Genomic DNA, 15,619 nt, shown 5'->3' with positions numbered 1-15,619 from the left:
GTGCCAGGGTCGAAGAAGCTATGGATCTCCATCATCGGTGTCATCCTCGGTATCGCAGTCGTTGCTGTGGCCGTGGTGTGGGCAACGCCTGTCTTTAAGGTCAACCAGTTCGACGTACGCGGTAACCAGCACTTGGCGGTCGAAGAAGTCGAAGAGATGACCGGCGTGGAGCTGGAGAGCAACCTCGTGCGCGTCGATGTGCATGACGCCGCCACTGGGGTAGCGCAGCACCCGTGGGTGGCCTCGGCAACGGTGTCGCGTTCGCTGCCCAACACTCTCGTGGTGGAGCTGCAGGAGCGCGAAGCAGTGGCCTTCCGTAAGGACCGCGATGGTGATCACCTCATCGATGCTTCCGGCAATGAGTTCGTCATTGACACTCCGCCAGAAGACTCGGTGGAGCTGACTGGTGATCTGGAATCTGGTTCGGAAGAAATGGCCGATGCCGTCGAAGCCGTGGCTGCGTTGCCGCCGGAGATTCGTGCCCAAGTCCGCGAGCTCGAAGTCGAGGGCAAAGACGCGTTGAACTTCCATCTCAACGATGACCGCACGGTCTTTTGGGGAAGTTCCAATGAGGACAATGAGAACAAAGCATTGGCCTTCGAAACGGTGCTGAAAATGGAAGGCCAGCACTGGAATATCAGCAACCCAGACCTGGTGACTTCGCGGTAATTTTGACCACGGCACAAGCCGCGGGAACACCGCTGAAACATGGCGGGAACACTGGGGCCGGTGGGGTGGTTGTGACTTGCAAAAGCCCACGTCAGTAACCCTAAAGTAGAACTTGAGGGTACCGACACGCGGCGAAATGAACGCTAAAATTACAAGTTGGTCATTCAAGATAGAAGGCAACGGCTTGCCGCGTACAGTGGCAAGCAAAATCCTCGTTTACGCACATCCCAAATCTTTAGCGAAAGGTGAGTCACCCTCACATGATTTCTACTAGCAACAATCTCGCGGACATCAAGGTCGTGGGCGTCGGCGGTGGCGGCGTCAACGCCGTTAACCGCATGATCGAAGAGGGCCTGAAGGGCGTTCAGTTCGTCGCTATCAACACTGACTCCCAGGCGCTGATTTTCTCCGATGCTGACACCAAGCTGGAGATTGGTCGCGACGCCACCCGTGGTCTGGGTGCCGGCGCCAACCCGGAGGTCGGCAAGGCCTCCGCAGAAGACAACAAGACTGAAATCGAAGATGCACTGCAGGGTGCCGACATGGTCTTCGTGACCGCTGGCGAGGGCGGCGGCACCGGTACTGGTGCGGCTCCGGTGGTCGCATCCATCGCCAAGAAGATGGGTGCACTGACCGTCGGTGTTGTTACCCGTCCGTTCAAGTTTGAGGGCGCACGTCGTACCCGCCAGGCTATGGCCGGTATCGAGGAACTGCGTGAGGTCTGCGATACCCTCATCGTCATTCCGAACGACCGCCTGATGCAGCTCGGTGGCGAGGAACTGTCCATCGTTGAAGCTTTCCGCGCAGCCGATGAAATCCTCCACAACGGTGTTCAGGGTATTACCAACCTGATCACCATCCCGGGCATGATCAACGTCGACTTTGCTGACGTTCGCTCCGTCATGGCAGACGCTGGTTCTGCACTGATGGGCATTGGCTTCTCCCGGGGCGATAACCGCGCCCTGGCTGCTGCCGAGCAGGCTATTAACTCCCCGCTGCTCGAATCCAGCATGGAAGGAGCCAAGGGCGTGCTGCTGTCTATCGCTGGTGGCTCCGACCTGGGGCTGCACGAGGTCAACGCCGCTGCCTCCATGGTCGAGGAGCGCGCTGACGAAGACGCCAACATCATCTTCGGCACCATCATCGACGACACCCTGGGTGATGAGGTCCGCGTGACCATCATTGCTACCGGCTTCGACCCGCAGGCAAACATGACCAACGGTCAGCAGCAGGGCGGCAACCAGGGCCAGCAGCAGGCGCAGCAGCAGGAAGAGCGTAAGCCAGGCTCCCTGTTCGACAACCGCGACCGCGAGCCGTCCACCCCGACTCCGGCACCGGCACAGCCAGTCCAGCAGGAGCAGCAGCGTCAGCCAGAGCGCGAGGAAGACTACACCCCGCGCCACTCCTACCGCGATGAGCACCGCGCTGGCGAGAACTCCGGTGGCGGCCTGTTCACCAACTCTGACCGCTTCCAGCGCGAGGAGCGCAACGACGATTACCGCCTGTCCCGTCCTTCTGATCGTCGCGATGGCGACGGCGACGACGACCTCGACGTGCCCTCCTTCATGCGTTAATTTTTAGCGCTAACCTGGAGTGCATGCCAGTAAACGAGGAAACCCACTCCGCCGCACCTAACGTGCGCAACCGCCCCGTCCGCATGGTGTTTACCACCCGTGCGGGCGGGGTTTCTGCTGCTCCCTACAACGGATTCAACCTCGCTGAACACGTCGGCGATGATCCAGAAGCAGTCGCTAAGAATCGCCAGCGTCTGCTCGACGCCGTGGGACTAGAGCACATCGTATGGATGGAACAACTGCACACCAACACCGTCACGGTGGTAGAGGACCCCAGCGATGAACCCATTGAAGCGACCGACGCGCTGGTGACCACGACCAAGCGTCTGGCACTGGGCGTGTTAGTCGCTGACTGCACCCCGGTATTACTTGCTGAGCCGGAAGCAGGCGTTGCTGCCGCCGTACACGCTGGCCGCCGGGGTGCCCGCAACGGCATCGTGGTCAAGACCATCGAAAAGATGCAGGAACTCGGCGCTGAGCCGGCACGCATTCAGGCCTTGTTAGGTCCTGCTGCCTCGGGGCGTAATTATGAGGTGCCGGAGCAGATGGCTGCGGACGTCGATAAGCATTTGCCTGGTGCCAAAACCCGCACGGCGAAAGGCACCTGTGGCATTGACGTGCGCCAGGGCCTCGTTCGGCAGCTGCTGTCCCTGGGTGTGACGGCGATTGAGGCTGACCCGCGTTGCACGATTGAAGATGAAGACTTTTTCTCCTACCGCCGGGAGGGGACAACCGGGCGGCAAGCAGGAGTGATTTGGCTGGAAGGGAAGGAAACCTAGAACATGGGGCGCAAAGAAGAACTGCAAGCAGGTTTGGAAAAGACCCGCGCCAAGATTGCGGAATTGTGTGAAAAGGCCGGACGTGAGACCGAACCACAGCTGCTGCCGGTGACCAAGTTCCACCCAGCAGAAGACATCGCGTTGCTGGCAGAACTCGGCGTAACCGACGTAGCCGAGAACCGCGAACAAGAAGCACGCGCGAAAGCTGAGGAACTGCCGGAGCTGAACTTCCACATGATTGGCCAGATTCAAACCAAAAAGGCCAACCATGTCGCACGCTGGGCAAGTAGTGTGCACTCCGTTGACTCGGAGAAACTCGCCCGCGCCCTAGACCGCGGTGTGGGCCTGGCCCAAGAACGCGAGCAGCGCAGCACCGAATTGCCGGTGTTTATTCAGGTCTCCCACGACTCTGATTCCGCACGCGGTGGTGTCGGCTGGGACGAGGTCAATGAACTCGTCGACATCGTCGAAGAACTAGAGCACCTCCAACTCCAGGGCTTCATGGTTGTCCCACCGTTGGATGCCGACCCAGAACCAGTGTTTGCGCAGGTCCGCGAGCTCTGCGACGACACTTCGAAGAGGCTTGGCAGAGATCTGAAACTCTCTGCAGGAATGAGTGCAGATCTAGAAGCAGCGATTGTTTCGGGCACGGATATTGTGCGTGTCGGAACCGGGATTATGGGACCCCGGCCAGTAGGTTGAAAAGCAACTTGAAACCGCAGTTCAGAGGGTAAATCACACCAATCACACTGGTAACATTTAGTCACTGTTTTAACGCACAGATTTAGGTCAGAGGGAGACTTAAAACATGTCATTCATTGATAAGACGAAGGACTTTTTCGGTCTGGGTCCAGCCGAGCTGGAAGCCGACGACGCCTACTACAACGATGAGCCGCGCTACGCCACCAACGGCTCTTCTGCTTACGAGCCACGCCCGAGCCGCTCCTACGAGCCAGCTCCGGTGGAGCACGAGTTTGCACCGACCATCGTTGCTATTTCCCTGACTTCTTTCAATGATGCAGCCAAGGTCGGCGAGCCTTTCCGCGAGGGCGACGCCGTCGTCTTCGAGCTGACCGATGCTGACCGCACCAACGCCAAGCGCTTCGTCGACTTCGCAGCCGGCCTGTGCTTCGGCCTGGAAGGGCGCATGCTCAACCTGACCAAGGGTATGAACACCGACCGCAAGGTCTTCGCCATCGTCCCGAAGCGCGCCGACATCAACACCTCCGAGCTGGAGCGTGCCGCAGGGCTGCGCTAGGTCGTAACCTAGCGCAGCGAAGAAATCCGAAAGGATTAACGCCTTACCCTTTGGGTGAGGCGCTTTTTGCGGCCATGGGGTAAGTGTTGTGGCCTGGCGGTTCCCCATAGGCCCGGTAATTCAGATAGGCTCAAACATCGTGAGTGGAATCGGTTTAGCTTTAGTTCTCGTACTGCGCCTTTACACGTTTTTGTTAATTGCGCGCATCATCATCGAGATGATCCAATCCTTCTCGCGGCAATTTAATCCGCCGCGTTGGTTCATCCTGCTCGCCGAGCCTCTCTTCGTGGTAACGGATCCACCGGTTAGAGCATTGCGCAAAGTCATTCCGCCCCTGCGTATGGGTGGGGTAGCGCTGGATATTTCAGTTATCGTTCTGTTCCTGTTGCTGAATCTGCTGACCTCTATCGTTGCCATGACGATGCTCTAAAAGGGGCTAAATTTTGCTACCTGAAACCTCTTCTAGACGTTGAAGCTTGTGCCAGCGTCGGTTAATGTGAGCTTTTAGGTACAATAATCAGGACAATCCGTATTATTAACCGCACAAGATTGTTGTGGCCCGGAGATTGCGTCGTAGATGCGGCGGGATTGAAGGTCTACACCTCCCACAGGCCCCGGACCCTCCGGGGTGCGCCGAGTTGTAAAGGGAAGATAAGTCTATGCTGCTGTCACCAGCTGATGTACACAACGTTGCGTTTAGCAAGCCGCCAATTGGCAAGCGTGGTTACAACGAGGACGAGGTAGACCAGTTCCTGGACCTCGTCGAAGACACCCTTGCGCAGCTACAGGATGAAAACGATGACCTGCAGTCGCAGGTAGAAGAGCTGAACTCTGGCAAGGGTGCAGGTGCATCGGCAGGTGCTGGCGCCGCTGCTGGTGCAGGCGCTAAGTCTGTGGACGAGGCAGCTCTGCGCAAGGAGATTGAATCCAAGCTCCGTGCGGAGTACGAGACCAAGCTGAGCAACTCCAAGAACGACGTTGCTAAGGCTCAGGAAGAAACCAAGCGCGCACAGGCTGAGCTCAAGCAGGCTAAGGAAGCTTCCGCTAAGGCACCGGAGAAGGCATCTGCTGACTCCAACGCTGAGCTGAAGTCTGCTCGCGATGAGGCTTCCAAGGCTAAGACCGAGGCTGAGGCAGCACGCAACGAGCTGAACCAGCTGAAGAAGGAACTGGAGGCTGCCAAGAAGGAGTCTGCAGACCTGAAGAAGTCTTCCGCTGCTGCACCGGCTGCTTCCACCGAGAAGAAGTCCGCAGAGGGCATGGCTACCCCGGATACCCACATGCAGGCTGCTCGCGTGCTGGGCCTGGCACAGGAGATGGCAGACCGCCTTACCTCCGAGGCCCAGGCAGAGTCCGAGTCCATGCTGTCCGAGGCACGCACCGCTGCAGAAAAGCAGCTTGCCGATGCTGACTCCCGCTCCAAGAACCAGCTGGCTGAGGCTCAGAAGAAGGCTGACGAGCAGATCGCTGCCGCTGACTCCCGCTCCCAGCAGCTGGTTGCTGACGCTGAGCAGAAGGCACAGCAGACCGAATCTGATGCAACTTCCCGCGCCGAGGCTCAGATCCGCCAGGCTGAGGAGAAGGCAGCTGCCCTGCAGGCAGATGCTGAGAAGAAGCACACCGAGGTCATGAACACCGTCAAGTCCCAGCAGACCGCACTCGAGGCACGTATCTCCGAGCTGCGCACCTTCGAGCGTGAGTACCGCACCCGCCTGAAGACCCTGCTGGAGTCCCAGCTGGAAGAGCTCGAAACCCGCGGCACCGCTGCACCAAACGGCGAGGCTGGCAAGTAAATCTTTAACAAGATTTACGTAGGTGGATAAAGCGCCTACTTAGATTTCGAAGCGCTCCGTGTTTCCCTGGAGTAGGGAAGCCGGGGCGCTTTTTCATGCGCTGCTGAGCCAGCCTGCTTCCCAGGGGGAGAAATCTTTGTAGGATTGTAAAAGGTACGCATCCTTGACGGAAAGGTCTTTAAAACGATGCTTATTGCAGCGCTGGTTCTAGCTTTTGTGGCATTCGTGGCCTTTGTCTTCTACATCCTCAATGCTGCGACCTGGATGTTGGTTATCGTCTTTATCAGCGCAGGACTAGGAATCGTGCTGTTTATCATTGACTCTGTATCCAAGATGCGACGCGGGAAAGACCTGCATAAACACTAGATTCGCCCCGGATCGCTTCCGAGCAAGCAAGGGACTATACTATGACCGGTATGCACTGATCCGGCCATCACCGGGGAGCATTTCGGAAGAACAGCGACTCGCTTAAACGAGGCGCCCAGTAGAACCGAACGGGTGGGACCGTCATCTCCTTCACTATCAACGAAGCGGGCGCTTAAATCGGCGTCAAGCAGGGTGGTACCGCGAGCTTTGAAAAGCGCGTCCCTGCACACGAAGAAATTAGAACAGCTCGTGTAGTGAAGGAAGAGTGACTCATGACTGACGCGCAGGTAGGCGGTGTCTATCCCAAGGTCGATATGACCGGTGGATCCAACCGTTTCCCGGATATGGAAGAAATCGTTCAGAAGTTCTGGAAGGAAGACGACACCTTCCAGGCCTCGCTGGATAAGACCAAGGACTGCCCGGAGTACATCTTCTACGATGGCCCTCCTTTTGCTAATGGTCTGCCGCACTACGGCCACCTGCTGACCGGCTACGTCAAGGACATCGTTCCGCGCTACCGCACCATGGCTGGCTACTACGTCCCGCGTGTCTTCGGCTGGGACACCCACGGTCTGCCGGCGGAGCTGGAGGCCGAAAAGCAGCTGAACATCACCGACAAGGCTCAGATCGAAGAGATGGGCCTGGAGAAGTTCAACGAGTACTGCGCGAAGTCGGTGCTGGAATACACCGATGAGTGGGAAGAGTACGTTAACCGCCAGGCCCGCTGGGTGGACTTCGAAAACGGCTACAAGACCATGGACATCAACTTCATGGAATCGGTCATGTGGGCGTTTAAGGAGCTCTACGACAAGGGTCTTATCTACCAGGGCTTCCGCGTCCTGCCATACTCCTGGGCTGAGCACACCTCCCTGTCTAACCAGGAAACTCGCCTGGATGACTCCTACAAGATGCGCCAGGATCCAACCCTGACCGTGACCTTCCCGGTCACCGGTACCCGTGAGGGCACCCAGGCAGAAAAGACTTTGGCTGAGCACCCAGAGCTTTCCGATGCCGCATTCCTCGCCTGGACCACCACCCCGTGGACCCTGCCATCCAACGCGGCGCTGGCCGTCCACCCAGAGGTTACTTATGTCCTGGTCAAGGCCACCGAAGGCGACTTCGAGGGCCGTACCTTCATCCTGGCAGAAGCGCTGTCGCAGAGCCTGAACAAGGAACTCGGCGAGGTCGAAACGCTGAAGACCTTTAGCGGTGCTGACCTGGCAGGCTTTACCTACCAGCCGATCTTCGATTTCTTCCCGGACCTGCGCAATGCGTACCAGGTCATCGAGGCTGACTACGTCACCACCGAAGACGGTACCGGTGTCGTCCACCAGGCCCCGGCCTTTGGTGAAGACGATATGAACACCTGTGCCGACTACGACATCGAGCTGGTCATCCCAGTCGATGAAGACGGCGAATTCACCTCCCAGGTCCCGCCATACGAAGGCCAGCTGGTCTTCGATGCCAACAAGCACATCATCCGCGACCTGAAGGAAGCAGGCCGCGTGGTCCGCCACGTGACCATCGAGCACTCCTACCCGCACTCCTGGCGCTCCGGTGAGCCGCTCATCTACAAGGCCCTGCCGGCCTGGTTCGTCAAGGTCACCGAGTTCCGCGATCGCATGGTGGAGCTCAACCACAACGAAATCGAGTGGCTGCCTGAGCACATCCGCGATGGCCAGTTCGGTAAGTGGCTGGAAGGCGCACGCGACTGGAACATCTCCCGTACCCGCTACTGGGGCGCACCGATTCCGGCATGGGTTTCCGACAACCCGGAGTACCCACGCGTGGATGTCTACGGCTCCCTAGATGAGCTCGAGGCAGACTTCGGCACCCGTCCGACCAGCCTGCACCGCCCGCACATCGATGAGCTGACCCGCCCGAACCCGGACGATCCGACCGGCAAGTCGATGATGGTGCGCGTGCCAGACGTCCTGGACTGCTGGTTTGAGTCCGGCTCCATGCCGTTTGCGCAGAAGCACTATCCATTTGAGAACAAGGAATGGTTCGAGACCCACTCGCCATCCGACTTCATTGTGGAGTACTCCGGCCAGACCCGTGGTTGGTTCTACGTCATGCACGTGCTGTCCACCGCGCTGTTTGACCGCCCGGCCTACAAGAAGGTCGTCGCCCACGGCATCGTGTTGGGCAACGATGGTCTGAAGATGTCCAAGTCCAAGGGCAACTACCCAGACGTCAACGAGGTCTTCGACCGTGATGGCTCGGATGCTATGCGTTGGTTCCTCATGTCCAGCCCAATCCTGCGCGGCGGCAACCTTGTCGTGACTGAGCAGGGCATTCGTGAAGGCGTACGCCAGGCTATCTTGCCAATCTGGAATGCGTATACCTTCCTGCAGCTCTACGCTGGCAAGGAAGCCAAGTTCGACACCAGCTCCACCCACGTGCTGGACCGCTACATCCTGGCTAAGACCCACGACCTGGTCGATGAGGTCAACACCGCGCTGTCGAACACCGACATCGCAACTGCTACGGAGAAGGTCCGCTACTTCGCTGATGCGCTGACCAACTGGTACGTCCGCCGTTCCCGCGATCGTTTCTGGTCCGGCGATGAGCAGCACCCAGAGGCCTTCAACACGCTTTACACCGTGCTGCACACCGTCACCCGCGTCGTGGCACCGCTGCTGCCGCACGTCGCCGAGGTCATCTACCGTGGCCTGACCGGTGAGCGTTCCGTGCACCTGGCTGACTTCCCGCAGGCTTCCGACTACCCGGCTGACGATGCCCTGGTCGCTTCCATGGATGCCACCCGCGCTGTGGCATCTGCTGCGTCCTCGGTTCGTAAGTCCAACAAGCTGCGCAACCGCCTGCCACTGCCGAAGCTGACCGTGGCCATGGCTGATTCTGCACAGCTGGCCGACTTCGCCGACATCATCCGCGATGAGGTCAACGTCAAGGAAGTCGAGCTTACCGACGACGTCGACAGCGTCGGCCGCTTCGAGGTTGTCTGCAACGCCAAGGTTGCCGGCCCGCGCCTGGGCAAGGACGTTCAGCGTGCGATTAAGAACCTCAAGGCTGGCAATTACGAGCGCCAGGGCGATGAGGTTGTCGTCGATGGCGATATCGTGCTGGGCTCTGATGAGTACACCGAGCGCCTGCAGGCTGCCAACCCGGCATCCACCGCACGCATCGACGGCATCGACGGCCTGGTTGTTCTCGACACCGAGGTCACCGAAGAACTCGAAGCCGAAGGCTGGGCTGCCGACGTCATCCGTGGCATCCAGGACGCCCGCAAGGCATCCGGCTTCGCCGTGAGCGACCGCATCTCCGCAACCCTGTCCGTTCCTGCGGACAAGGAGGAGTGGGCAAACCGCCACGCCGACCACATCGCCAAGGAAGTCTTGGCCACCGAGTTCACCGTCACCACCGATGAACTCTCCGGCGAGGTCCACGATGTCGTGAAGAACGTCACCGTGACTGTCGCCAAGAAGTAACGCGCGACAGGTAACCGTCGCTCGGCGTAGACCCTGGTTTACGTTGTCTTAAGGGCTCGTACCGACACTGTTCGGTACGAGCCCTTTCGCTGATTTGGCCCATACAGATCAATGCCTAGACTATGAAACATGCAGCGCTGGGTCCTACACATCGATATGGATGCGTTCTACGCATCCTGCGAGCAGTTGACCCGGCCTACCTTGCAAGGCCGACCCGTACTCGTTGGCGGTTTGGGCGGTCGAGGTGTGGTCGCTGGTGCCTCTTATGAGGCACGTAAGTTCGGTGCGCACTCGGCGATGCCGATGTATCGCGCGCAGCAGCTCGTCGGCAATCGGGGAGTGGTCGTTCGCCCGCGCCGGGCGGTCTATTCCGCGGTATCACGCCGAGTCTTTCAACTTATCGGCCAGCACGTCGAGGTCATTGAGAACCTCTCTATCGATGAGGCCTTCATGGAACCCGAGGCATTGGTGGGCGCCACCGCCGACGAAGTCTTCGAGTGGGCAGAAGAACTCCGTGCACTTATCCGCAAAGAAACGGGCTTGCCGTGTTCGATTGGTGCAGGTTCGGGTAAGCAATTCGCCAAGATTGGCTCTGGTGAGGCCAAACCCGATGGCACGTTTGTCATCCCCGTCGATAAGCAGATTGAGCTGTTGCATCCACTGCCCGCGAACAAGTTGTGGGGCGTAGGTCCGGTCACCGCGTCGAAGCTGCGTGCCATTGGCGTAGAGACTATCGGTCAGCTGGCTGCCATGACGCGCAAGGAAGTAGAAATCTCGCTTGGCGGTGTGGTGGGGCTACAGCTGTGGCAGCTAGCCCAAGGCATTGATGATCGGGAAGTGGCTCCTAGGGCCATCGCGAAGCAGATTTCTGCCGAGCACACCTATAACCAGGACTTAACCACGGTGGAGGAAGTCGACGCTGCCATCGTGCGCGCAGCCAAGGGTGCGCACCGGCGCCTGCGCAAGGACGGCCGCGGTGCCCGAACGGTGACGGTGAAACTGCGCATGGCGGATTTCCATATTGAATCCCGCTCGACCACGCTGCCTTATGCCACCGATGATCTGGATGTACTGAAGGCTGCTGCGTTCCGGTTGGCGCGCTACCCAAGTGAGCTCGGCCCGATTCGCCTGGTGGGCGTGGGCTATTCGGGATTAGAGACTGCTCGCCAAGACGTGCTCTTCCCGGAACTCGACCGGGAAATCGTGCGTCCTGCACTGCCGGATTCGGATTTTGAAACTGGTGTCAGCGATAGCCGGGCAGCTGGCCCGCCGGTCGACGTCAATATCAGCGATACTGCCGATACCGGCTGGGTGGCCACCCAGGATGTGTATCACCCCGACTACGGGCACGGCTGGGTGCAAGGTGCTGGTCACGGCGTGGTCAGCGTGCGCTTTGAAACGCGTGCGACAGGACCTGGTCGCACGAAGTCTTTTGCAGAAGACGACCCGCAACTAGAAATTGCTGATCCGCTGGATTCTTTGGCGTGGGAGGACTGGTTTGCCGAACAAGATAGGGAAGACCTCGTCGAAGAAACTGAGGTCGAACTACCCGGCGATAGTGCAGACCACCAAGCTGATTAGTCTTCGGATTCGAAGAGTTCCGCGAAAGGCACACCCGTTGCTAGCGAGGCGGCAAGCGCAATGCGCGCCGGGCCCGGGCGCAGCATGCCTGCGGCATCGGCACCTTTATCACCCAACGTGGAACCGCCACCAGCACCGCCATAGGCCAAAGTGGTTGGGCCATTCGGTACGCGGGTACTAATCACGACGGGCACTCCAGCATCCAGGGCGCGGGCAAGGGCAGTGCCCATCTCTTCGCTGGTGTTGCCCGAGCCTAAAGCCTCGACGATGATGCCGGCGAAGGAGTGGGCGGCGGCATCGACAAGCGTGGCTTCGGCACCCGGGTACGCAGCCAGAATCGTCACCGGGTGCTTAGCCAAAGGTCGCAGCGGCAACGTGCGCGCGGGTGCTGGTACATCGAGTTCTTCAAAGCCTTGCAGGTTAGAAGTGTGTTGCTTGCGCACCGCGTGACCAGGGATAGTCATCCCGCCAAATTGGACGAAGACACCCGGCTGGGAACCGGCGGCAAGTTCCACTGCTGCGCGCAGGTTCGCCGGGCCATCGCCGTGCGGATGATCAAAGGCACGTTGTGCACCGGTCAGCACCACGGGCTTCGTGCCAGGACTGAACAAGCTAAGCGCGAGTGCGGTTTCTTCCATCGAGTCCGTGCCATGGGTAGTGACCACGCCGTTGATGTCTGTGCGCTCAAGCTGGCGATGGACTTCAGCCAACAGGTCATCCAAGTCGCTTAAGGTGATGGAGCTGGAATCGAGCTGGCGGAACTCCACGACCTCGATGTCCACGGCCGCGCTCGACTCATCGGTTGCATCGGATACCGATGCGGCCAGCTGCGCACCGGAAACGGTCGGGACCAGGGAACCATCGTCAGCAGCAGTACAGGCAATGGTGCCGCCGGTAGCAATCAGCGCAATAGTCATGCGCCCATCCTAAACCAGGAGAACACGTGGGCTCTCAGCAGGGAAGGCCGGCTTAGCGCCGGTCTAAGTTCATATCAGCGACGCTTTTAGTTAGCTGCGCGCGTGCTGTGAGGTATTGCCAGGATGGCACGCTAAGCTTTACTGCTAGACAAAAGTGCACCCTATTAAGGAGAAATCGTGAATTTCACCAAGTTCAGCGCTGCGCTGCTGGCGGTAAGCACTGCTACCGCACTGGCTGCCTGCTCCTCCGATGAAGAGGAACAGCCAGCTGAGGAGACCACCGCTGCGGAATCTTCTGCCTCCGCAGACCAGGCAGCACCGGAGCTGCCGACCGCCGCTGACCTCAACGGCATCCTGGCCAAGGCAACCGACCCGAATGTCCCGATTGAGGAAAAGACCGCCACCGTCCAGGGCGGCGAGACCGCACCTGAGCTGTTTGACACCATGGCACAGTCCCAGGCTGAGTCTGGCGCAGTCTTCGAGGTCGTCGACCCGATCCTGCCTGGCCCGGCACCGGATTCCGCACTGGCTACCGTGAACTTCTCCACCCCAGAAGGCCAGGACCAGACTGCTGACTCCGTGGAATTCGTCAACGAGGACGGCAACTGGAAGCTGTCCCAGGCATGGGCCTGCACCCTGATTACCAACATCGTTCCGCCGGAAGAGGTTCCGGAGATGTGTGGTGACGCCAGCGGCGACCCAGCTGCCGGCGATGCTGCCGACCCAGCCGCAGAGCAGGCACCTGCCGATGCCCCAGTAGAAGCACCAGCACAGTAAGAGCAGCACTTACGCATATCGCCCCAGTTCACATTGATGAGCTGGGGCAATTTTTCGTGTTAAGCAAAAAGTGTATCTGCCCAACGTGTTGAGTTTAGGTCATGTCCCAGCCTTTTGGGATTCCCAAATTCTGGTCGTTAACAGGAGCACAACCAGCTCGGCGCAGCCTGATGAGTCGTCAATCACTAATATTTTCACTAGTTCTCCGTGTTCCCAATATTGCTTGGCTTATGGTTATTGCCACAATGAGCAGCAATAGAGTCAACTGAATAGGTTCGACCTGAGAGCGTAATGCGATCTCGGTGGCCATCACCACGGCCGGAAGGGTCGCGATGATCAGCGCCGAGGTGAGAGGCAGCGTTAAGGCGATTCCCCACTGCAAAAGCAGGATAGGAAACGTAATGCACATCACCGACAGTAGAACGATTGGCAGGGTAGAGCCTTTAAGCCTCTCTGCCTCCACGGAAAAGAAAGCCACTAGACCACTGATAATCCAAGCTAAGTGAAACCTCACTGCCGCAATTGTGAGAACGCTGTTGCCTTGTTCGGTGGCCCAGCGAGAGGAATACAGCACTCCTACCGCCGAAATTCCTGCACCGACAGCCAGAGCGAAACCCAAGTAGGACCGCGCTGAGGTACTTTCCGTTCCTAGGAAGTAAAAAATAGAGCCAGCACCACTACCGCGGTTGCCGACACTAACGAACTGCTGAACCTTCTGGCCGAGCAGGCGATTATCACTGCAGCAATAAATGGGCCAACCCCTGTTTCTATGACGCTTGCCGCAGTGGGCTGCATCAAAGTTGTGGAAATGTAAAACAAACAAAAAGCACCGGCAGTAAATAAGTTCAAGCTTGCTGCAGTTGCCATTTTCATACGAGGCCGCTGCATTTTCGCATCGCGTGATCTTTTTCGATGGAGCACTAAGAATATCGATGTAGATATAACTGCTGCGATGAGAAAAGCTGAAAACGTAGTAAAAGTAGATAACTCTGGGTCTACTTTGGCTCCGACTATCGCAGTGCCGATTCCTTGCCATAGGACAGCTATGGCTACGATAATCGCCCCTGCGCCTGCCGTATTTGACTCAACCATTAAATCTTACTTCCGAACACTTAAAGTTAGATCAATTAATAATGCAGAAGCTATATTACATATGGGGTGTCTCTCGCCTCCTTATTTTCATCTAGTCCAGATTTTCACGGGTGCGTATCTAAGTGTTCGTCGCGGGAGGCTGGTTAGTTTCGGGATCGCTGGGGAACCGGACGGTGCTGGGGCTGTTTGTGCTTATTGTCTAAGCACAGCAGCGCCTGCTTAGTTCAACTTCGGCGACATCACGGTATTGAGTGAATTTTGGCCGCGAATAGCTCCTGCGGAGCTATTATTAGCCCCAATCGCCCTGCCTGTTAGGGGACTAACCGGTAGTGTGGACACACAATTCTTTACTTGACCCGAACTTTCTGTATCCCGGGCCCGTGCCTACTCCTGTGCTTCGCTGAATTCCATCTCGGTGGAGGAGGACTGTACGACACGCAGGTCGGAGTCGGTGGTTCCGTAGGTGACTTTGGTGTTGAAGGTGACGTCGCCAGCCACGGGGAGCGGTTGGGTGAGGTCGATGGTGATTTCGCCTTCGGACTCGGTGCTGGAGTCGAGGACTTCGAGTTCTTTTCCTTCGAGGTCGGTGCCTTCGGCTTGGCCGTCGAAGCTGAGTGCGCCAAGGGAAGGGCGCTGATCGATGTCGACGGAGAGTGTCACGGTATCGTCGTTAAGCGCAGTGACGGTGTAGGTGGTGGTCTGCAGCATGGTGGACTCACCGGTTACGCGGGATTCGACGGTCCAGCGTCCGCCTTCGCCGATTTCTTCTTCAGGGAAGACAATAGGCAGGGCAGTCAGCTTCATGACGGACTGCTCGGCGATGCCGCGGGCTTCATCGGAAGCATCACGCGGGGCAGCCAAGCGCAGCGAGGACATCTGGCCAGAATCTACGGCGCGCCAGCCGAACTGGAAGCCTTCGGCGGAATCGACGTTGCCGTCGCCATCAAACTGCGGGTTGCCCACGGTGGCAAAGACATTGCGGGTGGCAGGCTGTTGGCCCTCGGCAGGTTCAGATGCCTCGTCGACTTCGGCATCGAGTGGCAGGGTAGTAGTCGCGGTGTCGATGTCGGAGGCCTGAAAAGTCTCAGCGGCCTGGGCTTCGAGCAGTTCCTGGTTGAAACCTTCGGTGACCGTGTAGGTCAGGTTCTGCTCATTGCCGACGTCAGTGAATTCCAGCACGCGGCGTTCCCCGCTGCCAGGCTCTTCGACGGTGACGCGTGGGGCATCGACAGCTAGGCCGACTGGTTCTTCCACGGCCGGGCCGGGAGCTTCATAGCTGCAACCGGCAAGGGCGAGGACGGACAGGAGGGCTAAAGCTTTAACACGAAACACGCATTCTAAATTACCGTACTGCTGCGTTT

At 58.5% G+C, this 15,619-nt stretch carries 14 protein-coding genes; 11 read left to right on the top strand and 3 right to left on the bottom strand.

Annotated elements, in window-relative coordinates:
- From UL81_RS07705 to UL81_RS07660, 10 genes are all read left to right on the top strand, one after another.
- Positions 1–669 (top strand): cell division protein FtsQ/DivIB, encoded by a 669-nt coding sequence (locus tag UL81_RS07705; RefSeq protein WP_035105228.1) that lies wholly within the window; start codon positions 1–3, stop codon positions 667–669.
- A 260-nt stretch (positions 670–929) separates the two neighbouring features.
- On the top strand, positions 930–2,243 hold the full coding sequence (ftsZ, locus tag UL81_RS07700; RefSeq protein ID WP_035105226.1) for a cell division protein FtsZ: 1,314 nt from the start codon (positions 930–932) through the stop codon (positions 2,241–2,243).
- Positions 2,244–2,266: 23 nt separating this feature from the next.
- Positions 2,267–3,022, top strand: coding sequence for a peptidoglycan editing factor PgeF (gene pgeF, locus UL81_RS11800; protein ID WP_035105224.1), 756 nt, complete (start codon positions 2,267–2,269; stop codon positions 3,020–3,022).
- Between the two features lie 3 nt (positions 3,023–3,025).
- Positions 3,026–3,724: a YggS family pyridoxal phosphate-dependent enzyme gene (locus tag UL81_RS11795; RefSeq protein WP_046453452.1), complete on the top strand. Its 699-nt coding sequence runs from the start codon at positions 3,026–3,028 to the stop codon at positions 3,722–3,724.
- 106 nt (positions 3,725–3,830) lie between these two features.
- Positions 3,831–4,280 carry a cell division protein SepF gene (locus UL81_RS07685; RefSeq protein WP_046453451.1) on the top strand — a complete coding sequence of 150 codons (450 nt, stop codon included), beginning with the start codon at positions 3,831–3,833 and terminating at the stop codon, positions 4,278–4,280.
- 139 nt (positions 4,281–4,419) lie between these two features.
- A complete protein-coding gene (locus UL81_RS07680) occupies positions 4,420–4,710 on the top strand; it encodes a YggT family protein (protein ID WP_035105485.1) in 291 nt (96 codons plus the stop codon).
- A 229-nt stretch (positions 4,711–4,939) separates the two neighbouring features.
- On the top strand, positions 4,940–6,073 hold the full coding sequence (locus tag UL81_RS07675; protein ID WP_035105222.1) for a DivIVA domain-containing protein: 1,134 nt from the start codon (positions 4,940–4,942) through the stop codon (positions 6,071–6,073).
- A 186-nt stretch (positions 6,074–6,259) separates the two neighbouring features.
- Positions 6,260–6,439, top strand: coding sequence for a hypothetical protein (locus UL81_RS07670; RefSeq protein ID WP_035105220.1), 180 nt, complete (start codon positions 6,260–6,262; stop codon positions 6,437–6,439).
- Between the two features lie 272 nt (positions 6,440–6,711).
- The gene (ileS, locus tag UL81_RS07665) at positions 6,712–9,891 is read left to right on the top strand and encodes an isoleucine--tRNA ligase (RefSeq protein WP_046453450.1); all 3,180 of its coding nucleotides are present in this window, start codon (positions 6,712–6,714) and stop codon (positions 9,889–9,891) included.
- 129 nt (positions 9,892–10,020) lie between these two features.
- Positions 10,021–11,472 carry a DNA polymerase IV gene (locus UL81_RS07660; protein WP_035105218.1) on the top strand — a complete coding sequence of 484 codons (1,452 nt, stop codon included), beginning with the start codon at positions 10,021–10,023 and terminating at the stop codon, positions 11,470–11,472.
- Here the strand turns inward: UL81_RS07660 and UL81_RS07655 are convergent.
- A complete protein-coding gene (locus UL81_RS07655; RefSeq protein ID WP_035105216.1) occupies positions 11,469–12,389 on the bottom strand; it encodes an asparaginase in 921 nt (306 codons plus the stop codon). The two genes, UL81_RS07660 and UL81_RS07655, sit on opposite strands and share 4 nt — an antisense overlap.
- Positions 12,390–12,566: 177 nt before the next feature.
- Here UL81_RS07655 and UL81_RS07650 point away from each other — a divergent pair, with 177 nt between their 5' ends.
- A complete protein-coding gene (locus UL81_RS07650; RefSeq protein WP_035105214.1) occupies positions 12,567–13,166 on the top strand; it encodes a hypothetical protein in 600 nt (199 codons plus the stop codon).
- Between the two features lie 648 nt (positions 13,167–13,814).
- Here UL81_RS07650 and UL81_RS11895 read toward each other — a convergent pair.
- Complete coding sequence (locus tag UL81_RS11895; protein ID WP_158407907.1) at positions 13,815–14,258, bottom strand: hypothetical protein; 444 nt, start codon at positions 14,256–14,258, stop codon at positions 13,815–13,817.
- Positions 14,259–14,642: 384 nt separating this feature from the next.
- A complete protein-coding gene (locus UL81_RS07640; protein WP_035105210.1) occupies positions 14,643–15,590 on the bottom strand; it encodes a hypothetical protein in 948 nt (315 codons plus the stop codon).
- Positions 15,591–15,619: the final 29 nt, after the last annotated feature.

The sequence above is a fragment of the Corynebacterium camporealensis genome (assembly GCF_000980815.1).
GTDB lineage: Bacteria > Actinomycetota > Actinomycetes > Mycobacteriales > Mycobacteriaceae > Corynebacterium > Corynebacterium camporealense.
Note: the sequence above shows the minus strand (reverse complement) of the source record. Positions and strands in the feature narration are given on the sequence as shown.